The organism is Streptomyces sp. XY431 (genome assembly GCF_001279805.1).
GTDB classification, from domain to species: Bacteria; Actinomycetota; Actinomycetes; order Streptomycetales; family Streptomycetaceae; genus Kitasatospora; species Kitasatospora purpeofusca.
Genome location: NZ_LGDO01000435.1, coordinates 1 through 17,709, shown reverse-complemented (window position 1 = coordinate 17,709; position 17,709 = coordinate 1). Strand labels below are relative to the sequence as shown.

Here is a 17,709-nt window from a genome sequence, read left to right as displayed (position 1 = left end):
GAGAGGCGCGCCCTACCGCGGGGCGTCCAGGTGGTAGAGCGCCGAGCAGGTCCGGCCGTGCAGCGGGACGACCTGGCGGGCGGCGACCGGGGTGTGGCCGACCGCGGCCGTGCAGTACCGGGAGTCCGGGACCGGCAGCGGACGCAGCGTGACGCCGGTGGCGGGAGCGGCGACCGCCACCCCGCCGAGGGCCAGCCCGGCCGTCAGGGCGGCGACGACGATTCGGCGGGCGAGGCGCATGGGGTACCTCCGGAGGAGCGCGAACGATGGACGGCGGCCGGGGACGATGGCCGCCGCCCCCATTCGAACGGCGGGTGCGCCGGGCGGCCCGGCCGACACACCGCGCGCGCCGCTAGTCGTATGTGTACGACTGCGCCCGACGCGATCCGACCGCGACCGTCCGGCGCCGTCCGGCGTCATCCGGACGGCTCGTCCCACAGCTCCTGGGCGCACGCGCCGACGAGCGCGCGGATCCGGGCCAGCGCCTCCCCCGCCGGCAGTCGCTCCGGCCGCCGGCCGTCCCGCAGGCGCAGGGCGAGCAGGTCGTCCGCCGCCTCGCGCGGCCCGAGGACCGCCTGGTAAGGGACCAGCCGGGCCTCCCGGATCCGCGCGCCCAGGCTGCCGCGCTCGGGCCCGGCGACCTCGGCCCGCAGCCCGAGGTCGAGACAGCGCTCGCGCAGCCGCTCGGCCCGTGCCCGCTCGCCCTCGGTCAGCGGCAGCAGCACCAGCTGGGTCGGTGCCAGCCAGGCCGGGAAGGCCCCGCCGTACAGCTCGATCAGATGGGCGACCACCCGCTCCACGCTGCCGATGACGCTGCGGTGCACCATCACCGGGCGGTGCTTCGCCCCGTCCGGTCCGATGTACTGGAGGCCGAACCGCTCCGGCTGGTGGAAGTCGATCTGCACGGTGGAGAGGGTGGACTCGCGCCCGGCCGCGTCGGCGATCTGGACATCGATCTTCGGCCCGTAGAACGCGGCCTCGCCCGCCACCGCCTCGAACGGCACGCCGGAGCGCGACAGCACCTCGGTCAGCAGCGCGGTGGCCCGTTCCCAGAGCGCCGGGTCCGCCACGTACTTGCCGCCCTCGCCCGGCAGCGAGAGCCGGTAGCGCACCGGCCGGATGCCGAGCGCACGGTGGGCCTCGCCGATCAGCTCCAGCGCGGCCACCGCCTCGTCCGCGGCCTGGTCGGGGGTGCAGAAGACGTGCGCGTCGTTCAGCTGGATCGCCCGCACCCTGGTCAGCCCGCCGAGCACGCCGGAGAGTTCGGAGCGGTACATGCCGCCGAGTTCGGCGATCCGCAGCGGCAGTTCGCGGTGGCTGCGGGGCCGTGAGCGGTAGATCAGGGCGTGGTGCGGGCAGAGGCTGGGGCGCAGCACGACCTGCTCGGAGCCGAGGTCCATCGGCGGGAACATGTCGTCCCGGTAGTGCTGCCAGTGGCCGGAGATCTCGTACAGCTCGCGTTTGCCGAGAACGGGCGAGTACACATGGCGGTATCCGGCGCGCCGCTCGCGGTCGCGGACGAATTCCTCCAGGGTGTGCCGGATCGCGGCGCCGTCGGGCAGCCAGTACGGGAGGCCGGAGCCGATCAGCGGATCGGTGTCGAATAGTCCGAGCGCACGGCCCAGCCGGCGGTGGTCGCCCTCCGGTCCGGCAGCACTGCGGCCGGGGGCGGAAGCGGCGTCGGAGGCGGTGTCGGGGGCGATCGGGTGGCTGTTCATGGGGGTCTCCACTCTGCGGTGCGGGCGAGTGGACCGGTACGGCGAAGCCCCGGGGCACTCGCCCCGGGGCTTCGGACCAAATCAGCAGTCAGCGCGCCGGGACTCTCTCCGGCGTCGTCGTGAGGACGGCTGCAGCGCGCTTCATACCGTCCACGCTAGCAGCCGAACGCCACGGTGGGCGAACGGTTTCCGTCCGACCGGGGCGGGCCGCTCGACCGCCCGGGTCTCAGCGCAGGACCTCGCAACCGCGTGCCGCCAGGGCGGCGAGCAGCGCCGGCGCCGGTTCGACCGGGTTCCAGCGCAGGTCCAGCTTCTCCAGCGCGGGCAGCCCCGCCGCCCCGTCCGCCAGCCACTCCGGCAGCGCGGTGATCCGGTTGCCGCGCAGGTCCAGTCGGCGCAGCCGGGGCAGGCCGGCCAGGGCCGGGGGCACCTCGGTGAGCGCGTTCTCGCGGAGTTCGAGTTCACGCAGTTCGGCGAGCCCGGCGAAGGAGTCCGGCAGACCGGTCAACGCGTTGCCGCGCAGCCAGAGTTCGCGCAGTGCGCGCAGGCCGCCGAGCGAGTCCGGCAGCGCGGTGAGCAGGTTGTGCTGGGCGCGCAGCTCGACCAGGCCGGTCATCGCGCCGATCCCGGCCGGGAGTTCGGCGATCCGGTTCTCGCCGACGTTGAGGTAGCGGAGCGCCGTGAGGCGGCCGAGGGCCGCCGGGAGCCGGGTGAGCGCGTTGTCGTGCAGGTAGAGGAAGTCGGTGAGGCCGGCGAGGTCGCCGAGCTCCTCCGGGACGGCGGAGATCCGGTTGTGCCCGAGGTCGAGGGTCCGCACCCGGTGCAGCCGGCCGATCAGGGGCGGGACTTCGGCGATGCCGGTGTCCGCGAGGATGAGGACCGTCAGATCGGTGCGGTCCCACACCTCCTCGGGCACGGTGCCGAGGTGTTGCCGCCAGAGGTTGAGGATGATGTCGGTCACCCGGCCATCCTGCCGCGCGGGCGCCACCGGGGCACTCCTCACCCCCGGACGCGAACCGCTTGACGCTTGCATGCCAGGCTCGGGAGGATGCCGGAACCGTCCGACGAGCTACGCGCCGACCGTCCTCGCCCCACCCTCCGGTCGGCCGGGAGAGGGCCCCCCTTGGCCGTCCATCCACTGATCCGACGCGCCGGCCGACTGGCCGGCGCCGTCCTCCTCGCCCTCGCCGGGGCACTGACCGCCGCCGGACCGGCGCACGCCGACTTCGGCACCGACTACCACGACCCGTTCACCGCGGCGAAGCCGCTCACCCGCCCCGACACCCGCTCCTGCAGCGTCGAAGTGATGCACGACCAGCCGTTCCGCAGCGGCTACGGGAACCCGCCGGACACGCCGTACACCACCAGCGTCACCCCGCCCGCCGACTGCGCCGGCCCCTGGTCCGCGGTCGTGCTGGACCTGCACGGACAGGTCGCCGGGAGGCAGTTCGACCGGCTGTTCACCGTCCGGGTCGGCGGCGTGCAGGTCCTGCTCTCCTCCACCCCCGAACCGTCCAAGGACGGCATCGAGTGGGCACTCGAACGCGATGTCACGCGCTACGCACCGCTGTTCGCCGCCGGGCCGCAGCCCTTCGCGCTCGACCTCGCCAACGTCACGGACGACACCTACACCGGCGTGTTCCGGATCTCCGCGAGCCTGACCTTCTACACCGCCTCCGCCCGCTGGCCCGCCGCCAGGACCGCCGACCGGCTGCTCACCACCGGACCCTTCGGACTCGACCGGGCCACGCCGAGCACCGGCACCGACCTCACCTTCCCGCCCAACCTGGAGCGCCTGACCGCCGAGGTGTACGCGCGCGGCGGCGGCGCCTGCGAGGAGTTCGCCTACGCCTCCGCCCCCGAGGAGTTCGCCCGCGCCAACCCCGGGACCGGCGCCTGCGGCCAGGGCCCGTTCCGCGAACTGCGGCTCAGCGTGGACGGACGGGTGGTCGGCGCGGTCTGGCCCTACCCCGTGATCTACACCGGCGGCTGGGACCCGCTGCTGTGGCGGCCCACGCCTGGCATCTTCGCCTTCGACCTGCCCGCCTACCGGCTGGACCTCACCCCGTACGCCGGGCTGCTGGTGGACGGCCGCCCGCACCGGGTCGCGATCGCCGTCAACGCCGCCGAGGCCCGCAGCAACGACCTCTGGACCGGCCAGGTCAACCTCTTCGCCGAGGTCGACCACGGTGCCGCCCGCACCACCGGTCAGCTGACCGACTACCGGGTCGCCCCGGAGGCCGCGACCACCACCACCCTCAACGACCACGGCGGCGGCAGCGGCGACTGGACGGTCACCGCCGCCCGGCACGACCTCGCCCGGGGCTGGCTGCAGACCTCGCACGGCCGGGTCACCACCGAGGTCCGCGACGACCTGGTGTTCGGCTCCACCCAGCGCTTCCGCGCGAACGGCAACGATCTGACCCTGCACAACCGCACCGACCTCACCCGGGCCACCGCCACCTGGGGCTCCGGGCCCCGGCGCACCAGCACGGTCCACGAGAGCCAGCCGCTCGACGTCACCTACCGGTACACCGAGGACGCGGCCGGCAACACCGACCAGACCACCGCCATGGACCTCGGCCAGCACCGCGAGGCGACCACGGCGACCGGCGCCCGGGTGACCGGACGCAGCACCGTCGACCACACCCTGCGCCCGACCGCCCACCGCCACGACGGCGACACCACCGTCCGCACCGGCACCGCCACCGAGGACTACCGCAGCACCGGCCCGGACGGCCCCTACCACCGCACCGTCACCACCGTGGACGGCTGGCCGGTCGGCTGACCCTCCGTCCGCACCGGGCCGGAGCGGCGCACCGGCCCGGGCGCCGTACTGGCCAGCACGGCGTACCGGCCCGGTGCGGCTGACCGGTCTTCCGGACGAGGCACCCTCAGCTCATCCGGAAGACCGGTCCGCGCGCGGTGAACGGCAGTGCGGCGCCGCGGGGGATCAGGAAGGCGTGCTCGCGGCGCAGCCGCAGCACATCGCACTCGCCGTCGGTGATCACGAGGACGGGCGCCCCGGGAGGGAAGTCCTCGGCCCGTTCCAGCAGGTCGATGCCCGGCTGGAGGACGGTGCCGCCGCGCCCGTGCACCCGCAGCCGCCCGGCGATCTCCTCCACCGGGAGGTACCCGGCGTCGTGCGCGGCGGCGTCGCAGTGCACCACCCGCGCCGCCGGCACGTCCCGGGCGGCGGCGTAGGAGGCGATCGCGCCGAGCGCCTTGCCGAGCAGCGTCCGGTCCATCGAGGCGGAGGTGTCCAGGACGACCCCGAAGGTGCAGCGCGGCACCTCCTCCTCCGGGTGGTGGCGGCCCGCCCGGGGGATGTCCGGCGTGGCGGACTGGCGGCGCGCGGGGCGGGCGTAGCTGCGCACCGGTTCCGGCCGGGGCACGAACTCGTCGAACCAGCGCGCCAGTAGCGCGTCCCACGGGAGCGGCGGGTGGGCGAGTGCGCGGATCTCCTCGACCAACCCGGCCGGGAGCAGGCCGCGTTCTCGCCCGTGCAGCTCGAAGCCCTGCTGGAGGCCGCGCCGGTAGAAGTCGTCGAGGTCCACGAAGTCCCGGGGCGGTCCCAGCCGTTCGCCGAGGACGTCCGGGCGGTTCTTCCCCGCCAGGGTGGCGAGGCGGCGGATCCGGCGCCGGTCGCGGACGATCCGGTCGTACACCTCCTCGGCCGACAGCCCCTTCAACTGCGGGTCGTGCAGCAGCCCGTCCGGCATCTCGCCGACGCCCATCTCCAGCAGCCAGCCGTTGATGACGTAGTCGGCGGCGACGTTGAACAGGAACGGGTCCCGGCCGCCGCGGCGCTCGCCGTGCCGCAGGGCGGCGTGCAGGATCTCGTGGCCGAGGACGAACCGCCACTCCTCGTCGGAGTAGTGGCGCAGCGGGTTGACGTAGATCTCCCCGGCCTCGGTGTCGACGGCGGCGACGGCGATGTCGTGGGCCCGGGCCAGTTCGGCGTCGGCCACCACGGTGAGGCCGGCCGCGACGACGCCGAGCAGCGGGTACGAGGAGACGAACCAGTTGAGCGCCCTGCTCCAGGGCCGCTCGGGCAGGCGTTCGCCGGTCTCGGCGTCGATCCGGCCGCCGGCCCGGTCCATGGCGGCGGACATGGTGCGGGTGAGCGCGACCGCGAACTCCACCGACCAGTCCTCGGGCTGCCCGTGGCCGCGCCACTCCAGCAGCAGTTGGTCACCCTCGGCGGTCCCGGCCGTCCCGGCGACCGCGGGCAGGCCGTCGCGGCGCCACCGGGCGGCCAACTCCTCCTCACCGCCGCTCGGGTACTCCTGCGGGAGGACGACCGGGGCGCGGCCGACCGGGAAGGTGGCGAGGAAGCGGTTGACCACCGCGCAGCGGGCGGCGGCCTCGAAGGCGTCGGGCGGGGTCCGGGTGCCGCGGGCACCCGGGAGGTGGCCGAGGCCCAGGTGCAGCAGACTGTGCGCGAGTACCCAGGCCCACTCCTCGGGTTCGGCCCGGCGGCGCGGATTGACGTGCAGGGTGCCGTTGGAGTCGGCCACCGCCCAGCCGTCCGGCGGAGCGGTGTCGCAGTCCTCGGTGCGGCAGATGTCGGCGCGCAGGGCGGCGAGGGCCGGATTGCGGCGGAGCAGCCGGACGCCCTCCGCGAAGGCCTCGGTGCCCGGGTCCTGCTCCCTGCGGTCGGTCCGGGTGCGCTTCACCGGCGGGCCCCGGCGGCGCGCTTCACCGGCGGGCCTCGACCAGCCGGGGCATGTCCCGGGCGGCCTCGATCAGGAACCAGGGGGGCAGCACCGGGTTGCCGTCCGAACCGTCGGCGATCACCGTCCGGGCGACCTCCACCGAGATCTCGGCCAGCTGCACCAGCAGCGACTTGGCCCGGAACGCGGTCTGCCGCTGCGCCCCGGAGGCGTGCTCCTTCTGGGCGGGCAGTTCCTTGACCAGTCGGCCGCGGAAGGCGTCGGCCAGGTAGTAGAGCAGGTCGCGGTCCTCCACCCGGTGCGGCCAGCGGGCGTCGCCCTTGAGGATCGCCTCCAGGCCGTAGGAGTTGCGGACGATCTTGGCGTAGCCGCAGAAGGCGATCGCGTGCTGCGCGGTGAGCAGCCCGTGGGCGACGACCTTGAGCGTCCCCTCGTCCAGGGTGGGCCCGAAGGAGTGCAGCGCGTCCGAGAGCATGTGCCAGGCGCGCGGGGTGGAGAACGGCTCCTCGGTCTTGGGCGGCGCGGACCACAGGTGGTCGGGCCGGTCGGTGAGGTGGTCGACGATCCAGGGGTGGATGCCGGCGCCGCCCGCCCAGCGCAGCCAGTCCTCGGCGCTGGCCCGGAGATGGACATGGACCATGCGGTTGACCAGTGCGGACGCCATCGGGCGGGCGAGCGCGCCGTCGGTGGCCCGGTTTCCGGCGCCGATCACGATCGAGCCGGGCGGCAGCTCGTAGGAACCGATCCGGCGGTCCAGGATCAGTGAGTAGAAGGCCTTCTGGACGTCCGGCGACGCCGCGTTGAGCTCGTCCAGGAACAGGCAGTAGGGCTCGTCACGGGCGATCTGCTCGGGCGGGCAGAACCGGGAGCGGCCCTCGGGGGTGAGCTGCGGGACGCCGATCAGGTCCTCCGGGGCGAGCTGGGTGCCGACCAGGCTCACGCACTCCAGACCGAGCGCCTCGGCGAACTCCCTGACCAGGGAGGACTTCCCGATCCCCGGGGCGCCCCAGAGGAACACCGGGCGGACGGTGGCCAGGCCGAGCAGCAGTTCGGGGATCTGGGCGGGCGAGACGCTGACTGCTCCCTGCACGGGGCTCCTTCGCGGCGACGGTGCGTGACCGGCCCAGTGTGCGGCGGGAATCGGCCCGGGCGCATCTGGATTTCCGGGCCCGGGAGGCGGATTCACTCCCGGGCCCGGAGTGCCGGGCGGCCGTCGACGGTCGGCCGTCGACCCGGTCAGCCGCAACAGGGCCGGCCGTCGACAGGGTCAGCGGCCGACCTCGCGGGCGCGGAGGTCCTCGACGGTCTCCCGCCGGATCAGCAGGCGCAGCCGCCCGTCCCGCACGGCGGCGACCGGCGGCCGGCCGACCAGGTTGTAGCCGGAGGCCATCGAGAGCTGGTAGGCACCGGCGGCCGGAACGGCCAGGAGGTCCCCCGGGCGCAGGTCGGCCGGCAGCGTGGCGCCGTGCACCAGGACGTCACCGGCCTCGCAGTGCCGGCCGACCACGTCGAAGGTCGCCGTCGGACCGTCGGTGGGGCGCCCGACCGTCCGCACCTGGTAGGCGGAGCCGTAGAGGGCGGGGCGCGGGTTGTCGCTCATGCCGCCGTCCACGGCCGCGAAGGCCCGCCCGTCCGTACCGCGCTTGACCGACAGGACACGGTAGAGCGCCACCCCGGCCGGAGCCGCGATCGCCCGGCCGGGCTCGACCAGCAGCCTGGGGACGGCGAGGCCGAGTTCGGCGCAGCGGGCGGCGAGCCGGGCGGTGAGCCCGGCGGCGAAGCGGTCCGGGTCCAGCTCCGCGTCCCCGGCCAGGTAGCGGACGCCGTACCCGCCGCCGAGGTCGAGTTCGGGCAGTTCGACGCCGTGCCGGTCGCGGATCTCGGCGAGGAGTCCGACCAGCCGGTCGACGGCGGCGAGGTAGGGTCCGGCCTCGGTGATCTGGGAGCCCAGGTGGCAGTGCAGGCCGGTGAGCCGCAGGCCGGGCTGGCCGAGGATCCGGGCGACCGCGTCGGCGGCGTCCCCGCCGTCGATCCGGAAGCCGAACTTCTGCCCGTCGACGCCGGTCCGCACCGCGCGGTGGTGACCGGCGGCCACCCCGGGCAGGACCCGGACCAGCACCCGCTGCGGGGCGTCCGCGACGGCCAGGGCGGCCAGCCGGGGGATCTCGGCGGCGCCGTCGACCACGATCCGGCCGACCCGCAGGCGGCGGGCGAGGCGCAGTTCCTCCGGGGTCTTGGCGTTGCCGTGCAGCAGGATGCGCTCGGGCGGGAAGCCCGCGGCCGCGGCCAGGCGGAGCTCGCCCGCCGAGCAGACGTCGAGGCCGAGGCCCTCGTCGGCGGCCCAGTCCACCACCGCGCTGCACAGGAAGGCCTTGGCGGCGTAGAAGACCTCGGCCGTCGGCAGGGCGTGGCGGAAGGCCCGGGCGCGGGAGCGGAACTCCTGCTCGTCGAGGACGTAGAGCGGGGTGCCGAAACGGTCGGCGGCCTCGGCCAGCCCGACGCCGCCGATCAGCAGGTCGCCGTTCGGGCCGGGGAGGGCGGAGGCGGGCCACGGGCTGCCGAGCGGGCCGGGGTCGGCGGCGGGCAGGGTCCGGGCGGGCCCGGAAGACCGAGCGGGCTGAGCGGACTGAGCGGACTGAGCGGACTGAGCGGACTGAGGAGACTGAGGGGACCGAGCGGATCGGGGGGATTCGGGGCCCGGGGAGGACGGGGGCGTGCGCAGGGTGGTCGTCACACGATGCTCCTGGTCGGAACAGGTCTGGAGGGGAAGGACGGGGTCGGCGGCGCGCGGTGGGCCGGCCGACGGGTGGTCAGTCCTCGTAGTACATCGCGTGGCGGCAGTGCGCGGAGCCCGCCCGGCGCTCCTCGGGTTCGCGCTCCGCCGCCGTCGTGGCGGCCGTGCCGGACCGGGGGTCGAAGACGGTGCCGTGCAGCAGTCGGCGCAGCAGGGCCTCCTCGGCGGCACCGGACAGCCGGCGGTTGCGGGGGTCGTCGGAGATCACCTGGAACTCGGTCATGGCGGGTCGTCGTCCTTCCGGTCGCGGCGGGGGCCTCGGTCGGTCCCGCTCGCAGATCCAGTCCACCCCCACGGGCGGTTGTCCGCACCGGCTCTTGACGCAGGGCGTACGCGAACCGGCCCCGCCTTGACGGCACCTTGACGGGTGCGACGGGCCGAGGAGGGCGACGGCCCCGGTGCGACGCGGAACGTCGCACCGGGGCCGTCGCACCGGGGGCCGCGTCAGGCGTGGCGGGGGACCCGGTGGGTGCCGGTCATCGAGGTCACCAGCGAGTACAGCGAGGTGGTGGCGGTGATGAAGAGGCGGTTGTTCTTGGGGCCGCCGAAGGTGAGGTTGGAGACGGGTTCGGGGACGAGGATGCGGCCGATGAGGGTGCCGTCCTCGGCGTAGCAGTGGATGCCGTTCTCGAACGCCGCCGCCCAGAGCCGGCCGTCGCGGTCGAAGCGGATGTTGTCGAAGCGGCAACCCTTGCCCTCGATGTGGACGCCGCCCCCGGCCAGGGTGCCGTCCTCGCGGATGTCGAAGACCCGGATGTGCCCGGCGCGGCTGTCGGAGACGTAGAGGCGCTGCTCGTCGCGGGAGAGCAGGACCCCGTTGGGGCCGCGGAAGCCGTCGGCGGCGAGCTGGACCTCACCGCTGTCCGGGTCGATCCGGTAGAGGTTGCAGGCGCCGATCTCGCTCTCGGCGACATGGCCCTCGTAGTCGCTGGTGATGCCGAAGTCCGGGTCGGAGAACCAGATCGCGCCGTCCGAGCGGACCACCGCGTCGTTGGGCGAGTTGAGCCGCTTGCCCCGGTAGTGGCTGGCGAGGACGGTGACCGTGCCGTCGTGCTCGGTGCGGGTCACCTGGCGGTTGCCCTGCTCACAGGTGATCAGGCGGCCCTCGCGGTCGAGGGTGTTGCCGTTGCTGTGCCCGGCCACCGACCGCAGGACACCGACCGTCCCGGTGGACTCGTCCCAGCGCAGGATCCGGTCGTTGGGGATGTCGCTCCAGATCAGCTGCCGCCAGGCGGGCACGTAGAGCGGGCCCTCGGCCCAGCGGCAGTCCCCGTGGAGCTGCTCGAGCCGGGTGTCCCCGTAGGTGCAGGGGCGGAAGCGGTCGTCCAGGATCTCGTACAACCCGAACTCAATCTGACCAGACATCATTCATGTCCTATCGCAAACGGCCGAATGTGGTTCCGATGATCATGAGTATGACAGAACCAGGTATGGTTCTGCCATGGCGATCGAAAATCTGGACGACACCGACCGGGCCCTGGTGGCGTTGCTCCAGCAGGACGCGGGCCAGGCCTACGCGGCACTCGGCCGCGCCGTGGGGCTCTCCACCGCCGCCGCCCACGAGCGGGTGCGCAAGCTGCGCGAGCGCGGCGTCCTCCGCCGCACGACGGTGGAGGTCGACCCGAAGGCGCTCGGCCTCGGGGTACTGGCCTTCGTGATGGTCGACTCGTCCGCGTGGATGGGCGATTCGGCCGGGGCGTTCGCCGCGATCCCCGAGATCGAGGAGGCCCACATCATCGCCGGCGCCGCGTCGGTGCTGGTCAAGGTGCGGACGCCGACGACCGAGCAGCTCCAGGACGTGCTGCGCCGGCTCTACGCGATCGAGGGCGTCAACGGGACCCAGGCCACGGTGGTGCTGGAGTCCTTCTTCGAGCGGCCGCCGTCCCCGACGCTCTGACCGCGGCGGGAAAAGCCGCACGAAAACACGACCGCGGCGGGAACCCGCAGGAAAACACGACGGGTCCGTCCGGCGGGGTGATCCCCGCCGGACGGACCCGGCCGCGCTACGGGCTGATCACATGTTGATCATGTGACCGGCCAGCCCGTGGATCGCCTCCTTGACCGCCTCGCCCAGCGTCGGGTGCGCGTGCACGTTGCGGGCGACCTCGTGCACGGTGAGGTCCCACTGCTGGGCCAGCGTCAGCTCCGGCAGCAGTTCGGTGACCTCGGGGCCGATCAGGTGGGCGCCGAGCAGCTCGCCGTGGGTGCCGTCGCTGATGACCTTGACGAAGCCGATCGGGTGGCCGAGGCCGTGCGCCTTGCCGTTGGCGGTGAACGGGAACTTGGCGACCTTGACGTCGTGACCCAGCTCGCGGGCCTGCGCCTCGGTGTAGCCGAAGCTCGCGATCTGCGGCTGGCAGTAGGTCGCGCGCGGGATCATCGCGAAGTCCAGCTCCATGGTCTCCACGTCGGCGATGGTCTCGGCGGCGATCACGGCCATCGACTCGGCGGCGTGCGCCAGCATCAGCTTGGCGGTGACGTCACCGATCGCGAAGATGTGCGGGACGTTGGTCCGGCCCCGGCCGTCGACCGCGATCGCGCCCCGCTCGGTGAGCTTGACGCCGGTGTTCTCCAGGCCGTAGCCGTGGACGCGCGGCGCGAAGCCGATCGCCTGGAGGACCTTGTCCGCCTCCAGGACCTGCTGCTGCCCGTCCTTGGCGGTGACGGTGACCTTGACCTTGGCGGCCGGGTCCTTGTCGTCGATCGAGTCCACCCGGGTCGAGGTGAGCACCTGGATCCCGAGCTTGCGGTACTGCTTGGCCAGCTCGGCGGAGACCTCCGCGTCCTCCAGCGGCACCATCCGGTCGAGGAACTCCACGATGGTGACCTGCACACCGTAGTTGTGCAGCACATAGGCGAACTCGACGCCGATCGCGCCGGCACCCGCGATGACGATGCTGCCCGGCAGGTCCTCGGTGAGGATCTGCTCCTCGTAGGTCACCACGCGGTCGCTCAGGCTGGTGCCGGGCAGCAGCCGGGTGCTGGCACCGGCGGCGATGATGCAGTGGTCGAAGGTGACGAGCTCGAAGCCGCCGCCGTTCAGGGCCACCTGGAGGGTGCGGTCGTCGACGAAGGTGCCGCGGCCGTCGTACTCCGTGATGCCGTTCTTCTTCATCAGGTAGTGGACGCCCTTGACGCGGCCGTCGGCGACGGTGCGGCTGCGCTTGAACGCCTCGCTGTAGTCGAAGGTGACCTTCCCCTCGACCTTGATGCCGAAGGTCTTGGCCTCCTTGGTGAAGATGTGCGCGAGTTCCGCGTTGCGCAGCAGGGCCTTGGAGGGGATGCAGCCGACGTTCAGGCAGACCCCGCCCCAGTACTTCGACTCCACGACGGCGGTCTTCAGGCCGAGCTGGGTGGCGCGGACGGCCGCGGTGTACCCGCCGGGACCGGCCCCGAGAACGACGACGTCGTAGTGCGTACTGCTCATGGTGCTGATTCCTCCGAGGGTGTCACGGTGTCGTGCGCTCGCCGTCCATGGTGTCAGGCCACCGCTCCGCGCACCCGGCGGACCCCCGATCGCCCGGCACCGGCGCGCATCCTGGCGGGATTCCGGCGGGATTCCGACAGCCGTGCGGCCCCGCCCCCGAGGAACGCGGGAGCGGGGCCGGAGGCGGGGTCAGCCCCGATCAGCCGTGCTCAGGCCTGCTCAGACCTGCTCAGGCCGCGACCTCGTGGGCGTGGCTCTCCTGGAGACCGCCGCCGCTGCCCACCTGGCCCTCGGTCTGCTTCGGCGCGACGGGCGCGGTCAGCGAGGAGAGGTCCCAGGCGTAGCGGCCGACGGCGTTGGCGATGGCGTCGATGTTGAGGTCGAAGGCGGCGAGGTCCAGGTTCTCCAGGTCGTCGCAGGCCTTGTGGTAGCACTTGTCGAACGCGACCCCGGCGGTGCCGCCGTACCTGGCCGCCTGGTCGGCGCTCTTGATCACCTCGGCGCCGGTGTCGGTACCGCCGGCCGGGATGCCCGCCTCGATGAACGGCCCGTAGTCGGAGCGGCCGGTGAAGTCGGTGCCCTCGTGCGGGACGCTCCAGTCGTCGAAGAAGTCCGTGATCAGGCGCTCGATCTGGGCGGAGCCGGCCGGGCCGGGGCCCGAGCCGACGTGGTCGGAGTCGTCGCCGTCGTAGACGAACTGGGCCGAGTTGGGCGAGGCGATCATGTCGAAGTTGAGGTAGAGCCGGATCTTCTTCTTGTCGGCCTCGGAGAGCGAGTCCACGTACGCCTCGGAGCCCTTGAGGCCGAACTCCTCGGCGGACCACCAGGCGAACCGCACCTTGTTCTTGACCGGCCGGGTGCCGAGGTTCTTGGCAACCTCGAGGATGCCGGCCGAACCCGAGCCGTTGTCGTTGATGCCGGGCCCCTCGACCACCGAGTCGAGGTGGGAGCCGACCACGACGGTGTTGTTCGGGTCCCCGCCGGGAGTCTCCGCCAGCACGTTCCAGGTCTTGCGCTTCTCCATGAAGGTGCGCAGGTCCAGGCTGACGGTGACCGGCCCGGCGGCGGCCTTGGCGGCGAGGGCCTCACCGGCCGCCTTGCTGGTGCTGCCGACCGGGAGCCGCCCGGCGTCCGGCTCCCCCAGCGTGCCGCTGAGCTCGGCGTCGGTGTTGTTGTACACGACGGCGGCGGCCGCGCCCGCGGCCGCCGCGGCCGCCTGCTTGACCGCGAAGCTGCAGCCGCCGCGCTTGATCAGCGCGACCTTGCCGGTGAAGGCGCCGGCCGCGTAGTCGGACGCCTCGCAGCCGGTGGTGTCGTCCACCGGGACGACCGCGAGCGGGGCGGTGATGCCACCCGCCGGGCCGCTGAGGGAGTACGTCATGGCCTTCAGCGGCACCGTCTCGGCCTGCGGGGAGACGACGGCGAACTTCTCGGAGAGGGCCTGGAAGAAGGTGTACTCGAACTCCTGCTTGGAGACCTTCAGCCCGGCCCGGCGGGCCTGGTCGTAGACGTACTGGGCGGACTGCTCGTGGCCCCGGGCGCCGGCCACCCGGGTGCCGCCGTTGCGGTCGGCGAACCGCTGGAACGCCTCCAGGGTCCCGAAGGCGTCGTCGGCGTCGCTGCCCGCGATCAGCCGGGCGGCCAGCTTCGCGCCGTTGCGGGCCGGGTCCGCATCGGCGGCGGCGCTGCCGGTGCCGACCAGCAGCAGCGGGGTCACCAGCGCCGCGACCGCCAGCGCGGCGCCCGCCGTCCTGCGGGTGGGGGCGGCCTTGGAGCGGGGTGCGGTGGCCGGGCGACCGGTCCGAGCGTTCAACGTGAGTCCTTCCGACGGTCTGTGGGTCTCCCGATTTGACATGCTCCGGGACGTCTTGCCAACCCCGGCGCGAAAGCTGACCGGATGCGGACACCCCGGTCTGCGGCGATGCTGGAGGAGGTGGGGCCGTCTCTTCCGGGAGTGTGACCAGATGTCCATGTTGGATAAGCTCAAGGGCCTGCTCAAGGGCCATGAGGACCAGGCCGAGAGGGGCGTGGACAAGGCCGGCGACATGATCGACGAACGGACGCAGAGCAAGTACAGCGGCCACGTCGACACGGCGCAGGACAAGATCAAGGACCAGCTGCGGGACGACCGGCCGCCGCAGTAGGCCCACCGCGTCGGACCCCCCGAGCTCCAGAACCGCGGACCGTCACGCAGTCGCCCGGTCCGTGCCAGGCCCGTGCCCCGCGCCCTCCGGCGCCCGCACGGGCCTGGCCACATTTTCGGACTTTACATACTCATTACTATTGATCCGGTTGCGCGTTCGCGTCCCGTACGCGGTCAGGCGCCGGTGTTCCCCTGCCCCGGCGCGCCCGTGTCCGTGTCCGCGCACACCGAGGGAACCCCCCTGACGAGAGGACAGCCGCCGTGTCGATCGCCCGTGTCCGGACCACTCCGCTGCCCGGTGTCGGTGTCCAGTACGACCTCACCACCCGAGAACAGCGGCACCTGTCGGTGATCGCGCACCGCGACGGCTCACGCAGCCTCAACGTCTACCGCTCGGACGACCCGGACGCCTGCTCGCAGGCGTTCCGGCTGACGGCCGAGGAGTCCGCCGCCCTGGTCGACGCCCTGACGCCGACCCACCACAGCCCGGCCCTGCTGCACACCACCGACCTCGGCCTGGTCGCCGAGCGGCTCCCGGTCGACGGCACCTCGTACTGGAACGGGCGACTGCTCGGCGAGACCCGGATGCGCACCGAGACCGGCGCCTCGATCGTCGCCGTACTGCGGCGCACCGGCGCCGTCCCCTCGCCCGCGCCGGACTTCCGGCTGGCCGGCGGAGACACGCTCATCGTGATCGGCACCCGCGAGGGTGTGGACGCGGCGGCGGCGATCCTGGAGCGGGGGTGATCGGGGGGTGCACACCGCCACCGTCTTCATCGAGCTCGGCTCGGTCATCCTCGTCCTCGGTCTGCTCGGCCGGATCGCCGGCCGGTACGGCTTCTCCCCGATCCCGCTCTACCTGCTCGGCGGCCTCGCCTTCGGCACCGGCGGGCTGCTGCCGCTGAGCGCCAGCGAGGAGTTCGTGGCGACCGGCGCCGAGATCGGCGTCGTCCTGCTGCTGCTGATGCTGGGTCTGGAGTACACCGCCGCCGACCTGGTCACCAATCTGAAGGCCCAGTACCCGGCCGGCGCGGTCGACTTCCTGCTCAACGCGATACCCGGCGCGGTCGCCGCGCTGCTGCTCGGCTGGGGCCCGGTGGCGGCCGTGGTGCTGGCCGGCGTCACCTGGATCTCCTCCTCGGGCGTCATCGCCAAGGTGCTCGGCGACCTCGGCCGGCTGGGCAACCGGGAGACCCCGGTGATCCTCAGCATCCTGGTGCTGGAGGACCTCGCGATGGCGGTCTACCTGCCGATCCTCACCGCCCTCCTGGCCGGGGCCGGGCTGGTCGCCGGCTCGATCACCCTCGCCATCGCGCTCGCCACGGCGGGAGCGGTGCTGTTCGTCGCGCTCCGCTACGGCCGGCTGATCTCCCGTTTCGTCTCGCACGACGACCCGGAGAAGCTGCTGCTGGTGGTGCTGGGGCTGACGCTGCTGGTCGCCGGCATCGCGCAGCAGCTCCAGGTGTCGGCGGCGGTCGGCGCGTTCCTGGTCGGCATCGCGCTCTCCGGCGAGGCCGCCGAGGGCGCGCACACCCTGCTGAGCCCGCTGCGCGACCTCTTCGCGGCGGTGTTCTTCGTGTTCTTCGGTCTCAGCACCGATCCGACCAGCATCCCGCCGGTGCTGCTGCCGGCACTGCTGCTGGCCGCCGTCACCGCCGTCACCAAGGTCGTCACCGGCTACTGGGCGGCCCGGCGGGCGGGGATCGCCACCCGCGGACGGTGGCGGGCCGGCGGGGCGCTGGTGTCCCGGGGCGAGTTCTCGATCGTCATCGCCGGGCTGGCCGTGACGGCCGGCATCGAGCCCGGGCTCGGGCCGCTGGCCACGGCGTACGTGCTGATCCTGGTGGTCACCGGGCCGCTGGCCGCGCGGTACACCCAGCCCGCCGTGGAGCGGCTGGGCGCGGTGGTCGCGCGGCGGCGGGGCGCGTGGGTGCCGGAGGCGCGGGCGGGCGGGGCTGCGGGCGGTCCGGTCGCGGGCGGGGTGGCTGCTGAGGCGGTGTTGCCCGTGCAGGGTCCCGGGGTGGAGCCGGTGGAGGACTCGCCGGACGCCGAGGACGCGCTGGACCCCGGTCCCGGCCCCGGTCAGGCCCTGGACGGGCTGTCGCGCTGACCCGGGGACGCGACTGACTCCCCTGCCCCCGGGCGGCTCACCTCCGGTGATCCGCCCGGGGGTTCTCCTTGTCCTGGTCGTGCCTCCCGTTTGTCCCCTCTGCCCCGCTGCCGCAGTTCTCACAGGGCCCGGGGCCCGGCCGCTCGCGCACCCGTCCGCAGTCCTCGGACACCCGGTCCAGCCAGCAGGCCGGCTCGCCACCCTCGTCCATGCGGCGATTGTGCCCCCGGGCCGGACGGGAGCGCGAGTAGACAGTGGGCGAGTAGACAGTGTCTACTCGATCTTGATAGAAACATCCCCATGACCGAACAGGACAAGGCTGTCGGCCTGCGTGCCCGCCTGGTCGCGGCCGGGGTCGAACTGCTCGCGCTCGAAGGCGTCCACGCCCTCACCCTGCGCGAGATCGCCCGCCAGGCCGGGGTCTCGCACGGCGCCCCGCGCAGGTACTTCGCCACCCACGCCGAACTGCTCGCCGCCATCGCCGGACACGGCTTCGGCGAGCTGGCCACCGCACTGGGGCTCGACGCGCCGGGCTCCGCCGGCACCTCCGCCTCCGCCTCTGCCTCGGCGGCCGCGGCCCGGCAGCGGCTCGACGGCCTCGCCCGCGGCTACCTCGCCTTCGCGGCCGAGCAGCCGGGCATGTTCGAGCTGATGTTCCGTCACGACGTGCTGGAGGGCAGCGGCGCGGAACTGCGTCGCACCTCGCTCCCCCTCTTCGAGGCCGTCCCCCGCCTGGTCGCCGCGATCCGGCCGCCCGCCGGCCCCGGTCACGGGGACGGGGACGGGGACGGGGCTGGGGTCGGGGACGGGGACGGGGCTGGGGACGGGGACGGGGCTGGGG

16 protein-coding genes are annotated in these 17,709 nt (G+C 73.5%); 6 read left to right on the top strand and 10 right to left on the bottom strand.

The window, feature by feature from the left end; translation table 11 throughout:
- Positions 1-12: 12 nt before the first annotated feature.
- From ADK60_RS45115 to ADK60_RS28085, 3 genes are all read right to left on the bottom strand, one after another.
- Entirely contained in the window at positions 13-240 is a 228-nt protein-coding gene (locus ADK60_RS45115) for a hypothetical protein (RefSeq protein ID WP_053649665.1), read from the bottom strand.
- Between the two features lie 176 nt (positions 241-416).
- On the bottom strand, positions 417-1,718 hold the full coding sequence (thrS, locus tag ADK60_RS28090) for a threonine--tRNA ligase (protein WP_079008740.1): 1,302 nt from the start codon (positions 1,716-1,718) through the stop codon (positions 417-419).
- Between the two features lie 226 nt (positions 1,719-1,944).
- On the bottom strand, positions 1,945-2,679 hold the full coding sequence (locus ADK60_RS28085) for a leucine-rich repeat domain-containing protein (protein ID WP_053649663.1): 735 nt from the start codon (positions 2,677-2,679) through the stop codon (positions 1,945-1,947).
- Between the two features lie 162 nt (positions 2,680-2,841).
- Between ADK60_RS28085 and ADK60_RS28080 the strand changes: the two genes are divergently transcribed.
- Positions 2,842-4,506, top strand: coding sequence for a peptide-N4-asparagine amidase (locus ADK60_RS28080; protein ID WP_053649661.1), 1,665 nt, complete (start codon positions 2,842-2,844; stop codon positions 4,504-4,506).
- Between the two features lie 106 nt (positions 4,507-4,612).
- On the opposite strand, the gene ADK60_RS28075 is transcribed toward ADK60_RS28080, so the two are convergent.
- The 5 genes from ADK60_RS28075 to ADK60_RS28055 form a co-directional block, all read right to left on the bottom strand.
- Entirely contained in the window at positions 4,613-6,397 is a 1,785-nt protein-coding gene (locus ADK60_RS28075) for a vWA domain-containing protein (protein ID WP_053649659.1), read from the bottom strand.
- A gap of 22 nt (positions 6,398-6,419) precedes the next feature.
- Complete coding sequence (locus ADK60_RS28070; RefSeq protein ID WP_045939158.1) at positions 6,420-7,484, bottom strand: AAA family ATPase; 1,065 nt, start codon at positions 7,482-7,484, stop codon at positions 6,420-6,422.
- A gap of 177 nt (positions 7,485-7,661) precedes the next feature.
- Positions 7,662-8,981 carry a diaminopimelate decarboxylase gene (gene lysA / locus ADK60_RS28065; RefSeq protein ID WP_053649704.1) on the bottom strand — a complete coding sequence of 440 codons (1,320 nt, stop codon included), beginning with the start codon at positions 8,979-8,981 and terminating at the stop codon, positions 7,662-7,664.
- Positions 8,982-9,204: 223 nt separating this feature from the next.
- Positions 9,205-9,411 (bottom strand): hypothetical protein, encoded by a 207-nt coding sequence (locus ADK60_RS28060; RefSeq protein ID WP_053649657.1) that lies wholly within the window; start codon positions 9,409-9,411, stop codon positions 9,205-9,207.
- Positions 9,412-9,632: 221 nt separating this feature from the next.
- On the bottom strand, positions 9,633-10,553 hold the full coding sequence (locus tag ADK60_RS28055; protein ID WP_053649656.1) for an SMP-30/gluconolactonase/LRE family protein: 921 nt from the start codon (positions 10,551-10,553) through the stop codon (positions 9,633-9,635).
- Between the two features lie 91 nt (positions 10,554-10,644).
- Here ADK60_RS28055 and ADK60_RS28050 point away from each other — a divergent pair, with 91 nt between their 5' ends.
- Positions 10,645-11,085, top strand: coding sequence for an Lrp/AsnC family transcriptional regulator (locus tag ADK60_RS28050; protein ID WP_045939170.1), 441 nt, complete (start codon positions 10,645-10,647; stop codon positions 11,083-11,085).
- 117 nt (positions 11,086-11,202) lie between these two features.
- Here ADK60_RS28050 and lpdA read toward each other — a convergent pair whose 3' ends face one another.
- Both lpdA and ADK60_RS28040 read right to left on the bottom strand, forming a co-directional pair.
- Complete coding sequence (gene lpdA / locus ADK60_RS28045; protein WP_045939160.1) at positions 11,203-12,615, bottom strand: dihydrolipoyl dehydrogenase; 1,413 nt, start codon at positions 12,613-12,615, stop codon at positions 11,203-11,205.
- Positions 12,616-12,844: 229 nt separating this feature from the next.
- Positions 12,845-14,470, bottom strand: a complete 1,626-nt coding sequence (locus ADK60_RS28040; RefSeq protein WP_079008737.1) for a M28 family metallopeptidase — start codon at positions 14,468-14,470, stop codon at positions 12,845-12,847.
- A gap of 109 nt (positions 14,471-14,579) precedes the next feature.
- On the opposite strand from ADK60_RS28040, the gene ADK60_RS28035 reads away from it, so the two are divergent.
- The 4 genes from ADK60_RS28035 to ADK60_RS28020 all read left to right on the top strand — a co-directional run.
- Positions 14,580-14,759, top strand: coding sequence for an antitoxin (locus ADK60_RS28035; protein WP_045939161.1), 180 nt, complete (start codon positions 14,580-14,582; stop codon positions 14,757-14,759).
- A gap of 260 nt (positions 14,760-15,019) precedes the next feature.
- Positions 15,020-15,505, top strand: coding sequence for a cation:proton antiporter regulatory subunit (locus ADK60_RS28030; RefSeq protein ID WP_045939162.1), 486 nt, complete (start codon positions 15,020-15,022; stop codon positions 15,503-15,505).
- A 7-nt stretch (positions 15,506-15,512) separates the two neighbouring features.
- The gene (locus tag ADK60_RS28025; protein ID WP_053649654.1) at positions 15,513-16,868 is read left to right on the top strand and encodes a cation:proton antiporter; all 1,356 of its coding nucleotides are present in this window, start codon (positions 15,513-15,515) and stop codon (positions 16,866-16,868) included.
- A gap of 300 nt (positions 16,869-17,168) precedes the next feature.
- Positions 17,169-17,709: TetR/AcrR family transcriptional regulator (locus ADK60_RS28020; RefSeq protein WP_053649652.1), on the top strand; the 541-nt coding region annotated here is incomplete at its 3' end.

What these genes read in the sequence shown, in the direction of transcription:
- ADK60_RS28040 (WP_079008737.1), bottom strand. Translation starts at nt 14,470, where the DNA reads ATGTCAAATCGGGAGACCCACAGACCGTCGGAAGGACTCACGTTGAAC.
- ADK60_RS28035 (WP_045939161.1), top strand. Translation starts at nt 14,580, where the DNA reads ATGTCCATGTTGGATAAGCTCAAGGGCCTGCTCAAGGGCCATGAGGAC.
- lpdA (WP_045939160.1), bottom strand. Translation starts at nt 12,615, where the DNA reads ATGAGCAGTACGCACTACGACGTCGTCGTTCTCGGGGCCGGTCCCGGC.
- ADK60_RS45115 (WP_053649665.1), bottom strand. Translation starts at nt 240, where the DNA reads ATGCGCCTCGCCCGCCGAATCGTCGTCGCCGCCCTGACGGCCGGGCTG.
- ADK60_RS28055 (WP_053649656.1), bottom strand. Translation starts at nt 10,553, where the DNA reads ATGTCTGGTCAGATTGAGTTCGGGTTGTACGAGATCCTGGACGACCGC.
- thrS (WP_079008740.1), bottom strand. Translation starts at nt 1,718, where the DNA reads ATGAACAGCCACCCGATCGCCCCCGACACCGCCTCCGACGCCGCTTCC.
- ADK60_RS28060 (WP_053649657.1), bottom strand. Translation starts at nt 9,411, where the DNA reads ATGACCGAGTTCCAGGTGATCTCCGACGACCCCCGCAACCGCCGGCTG.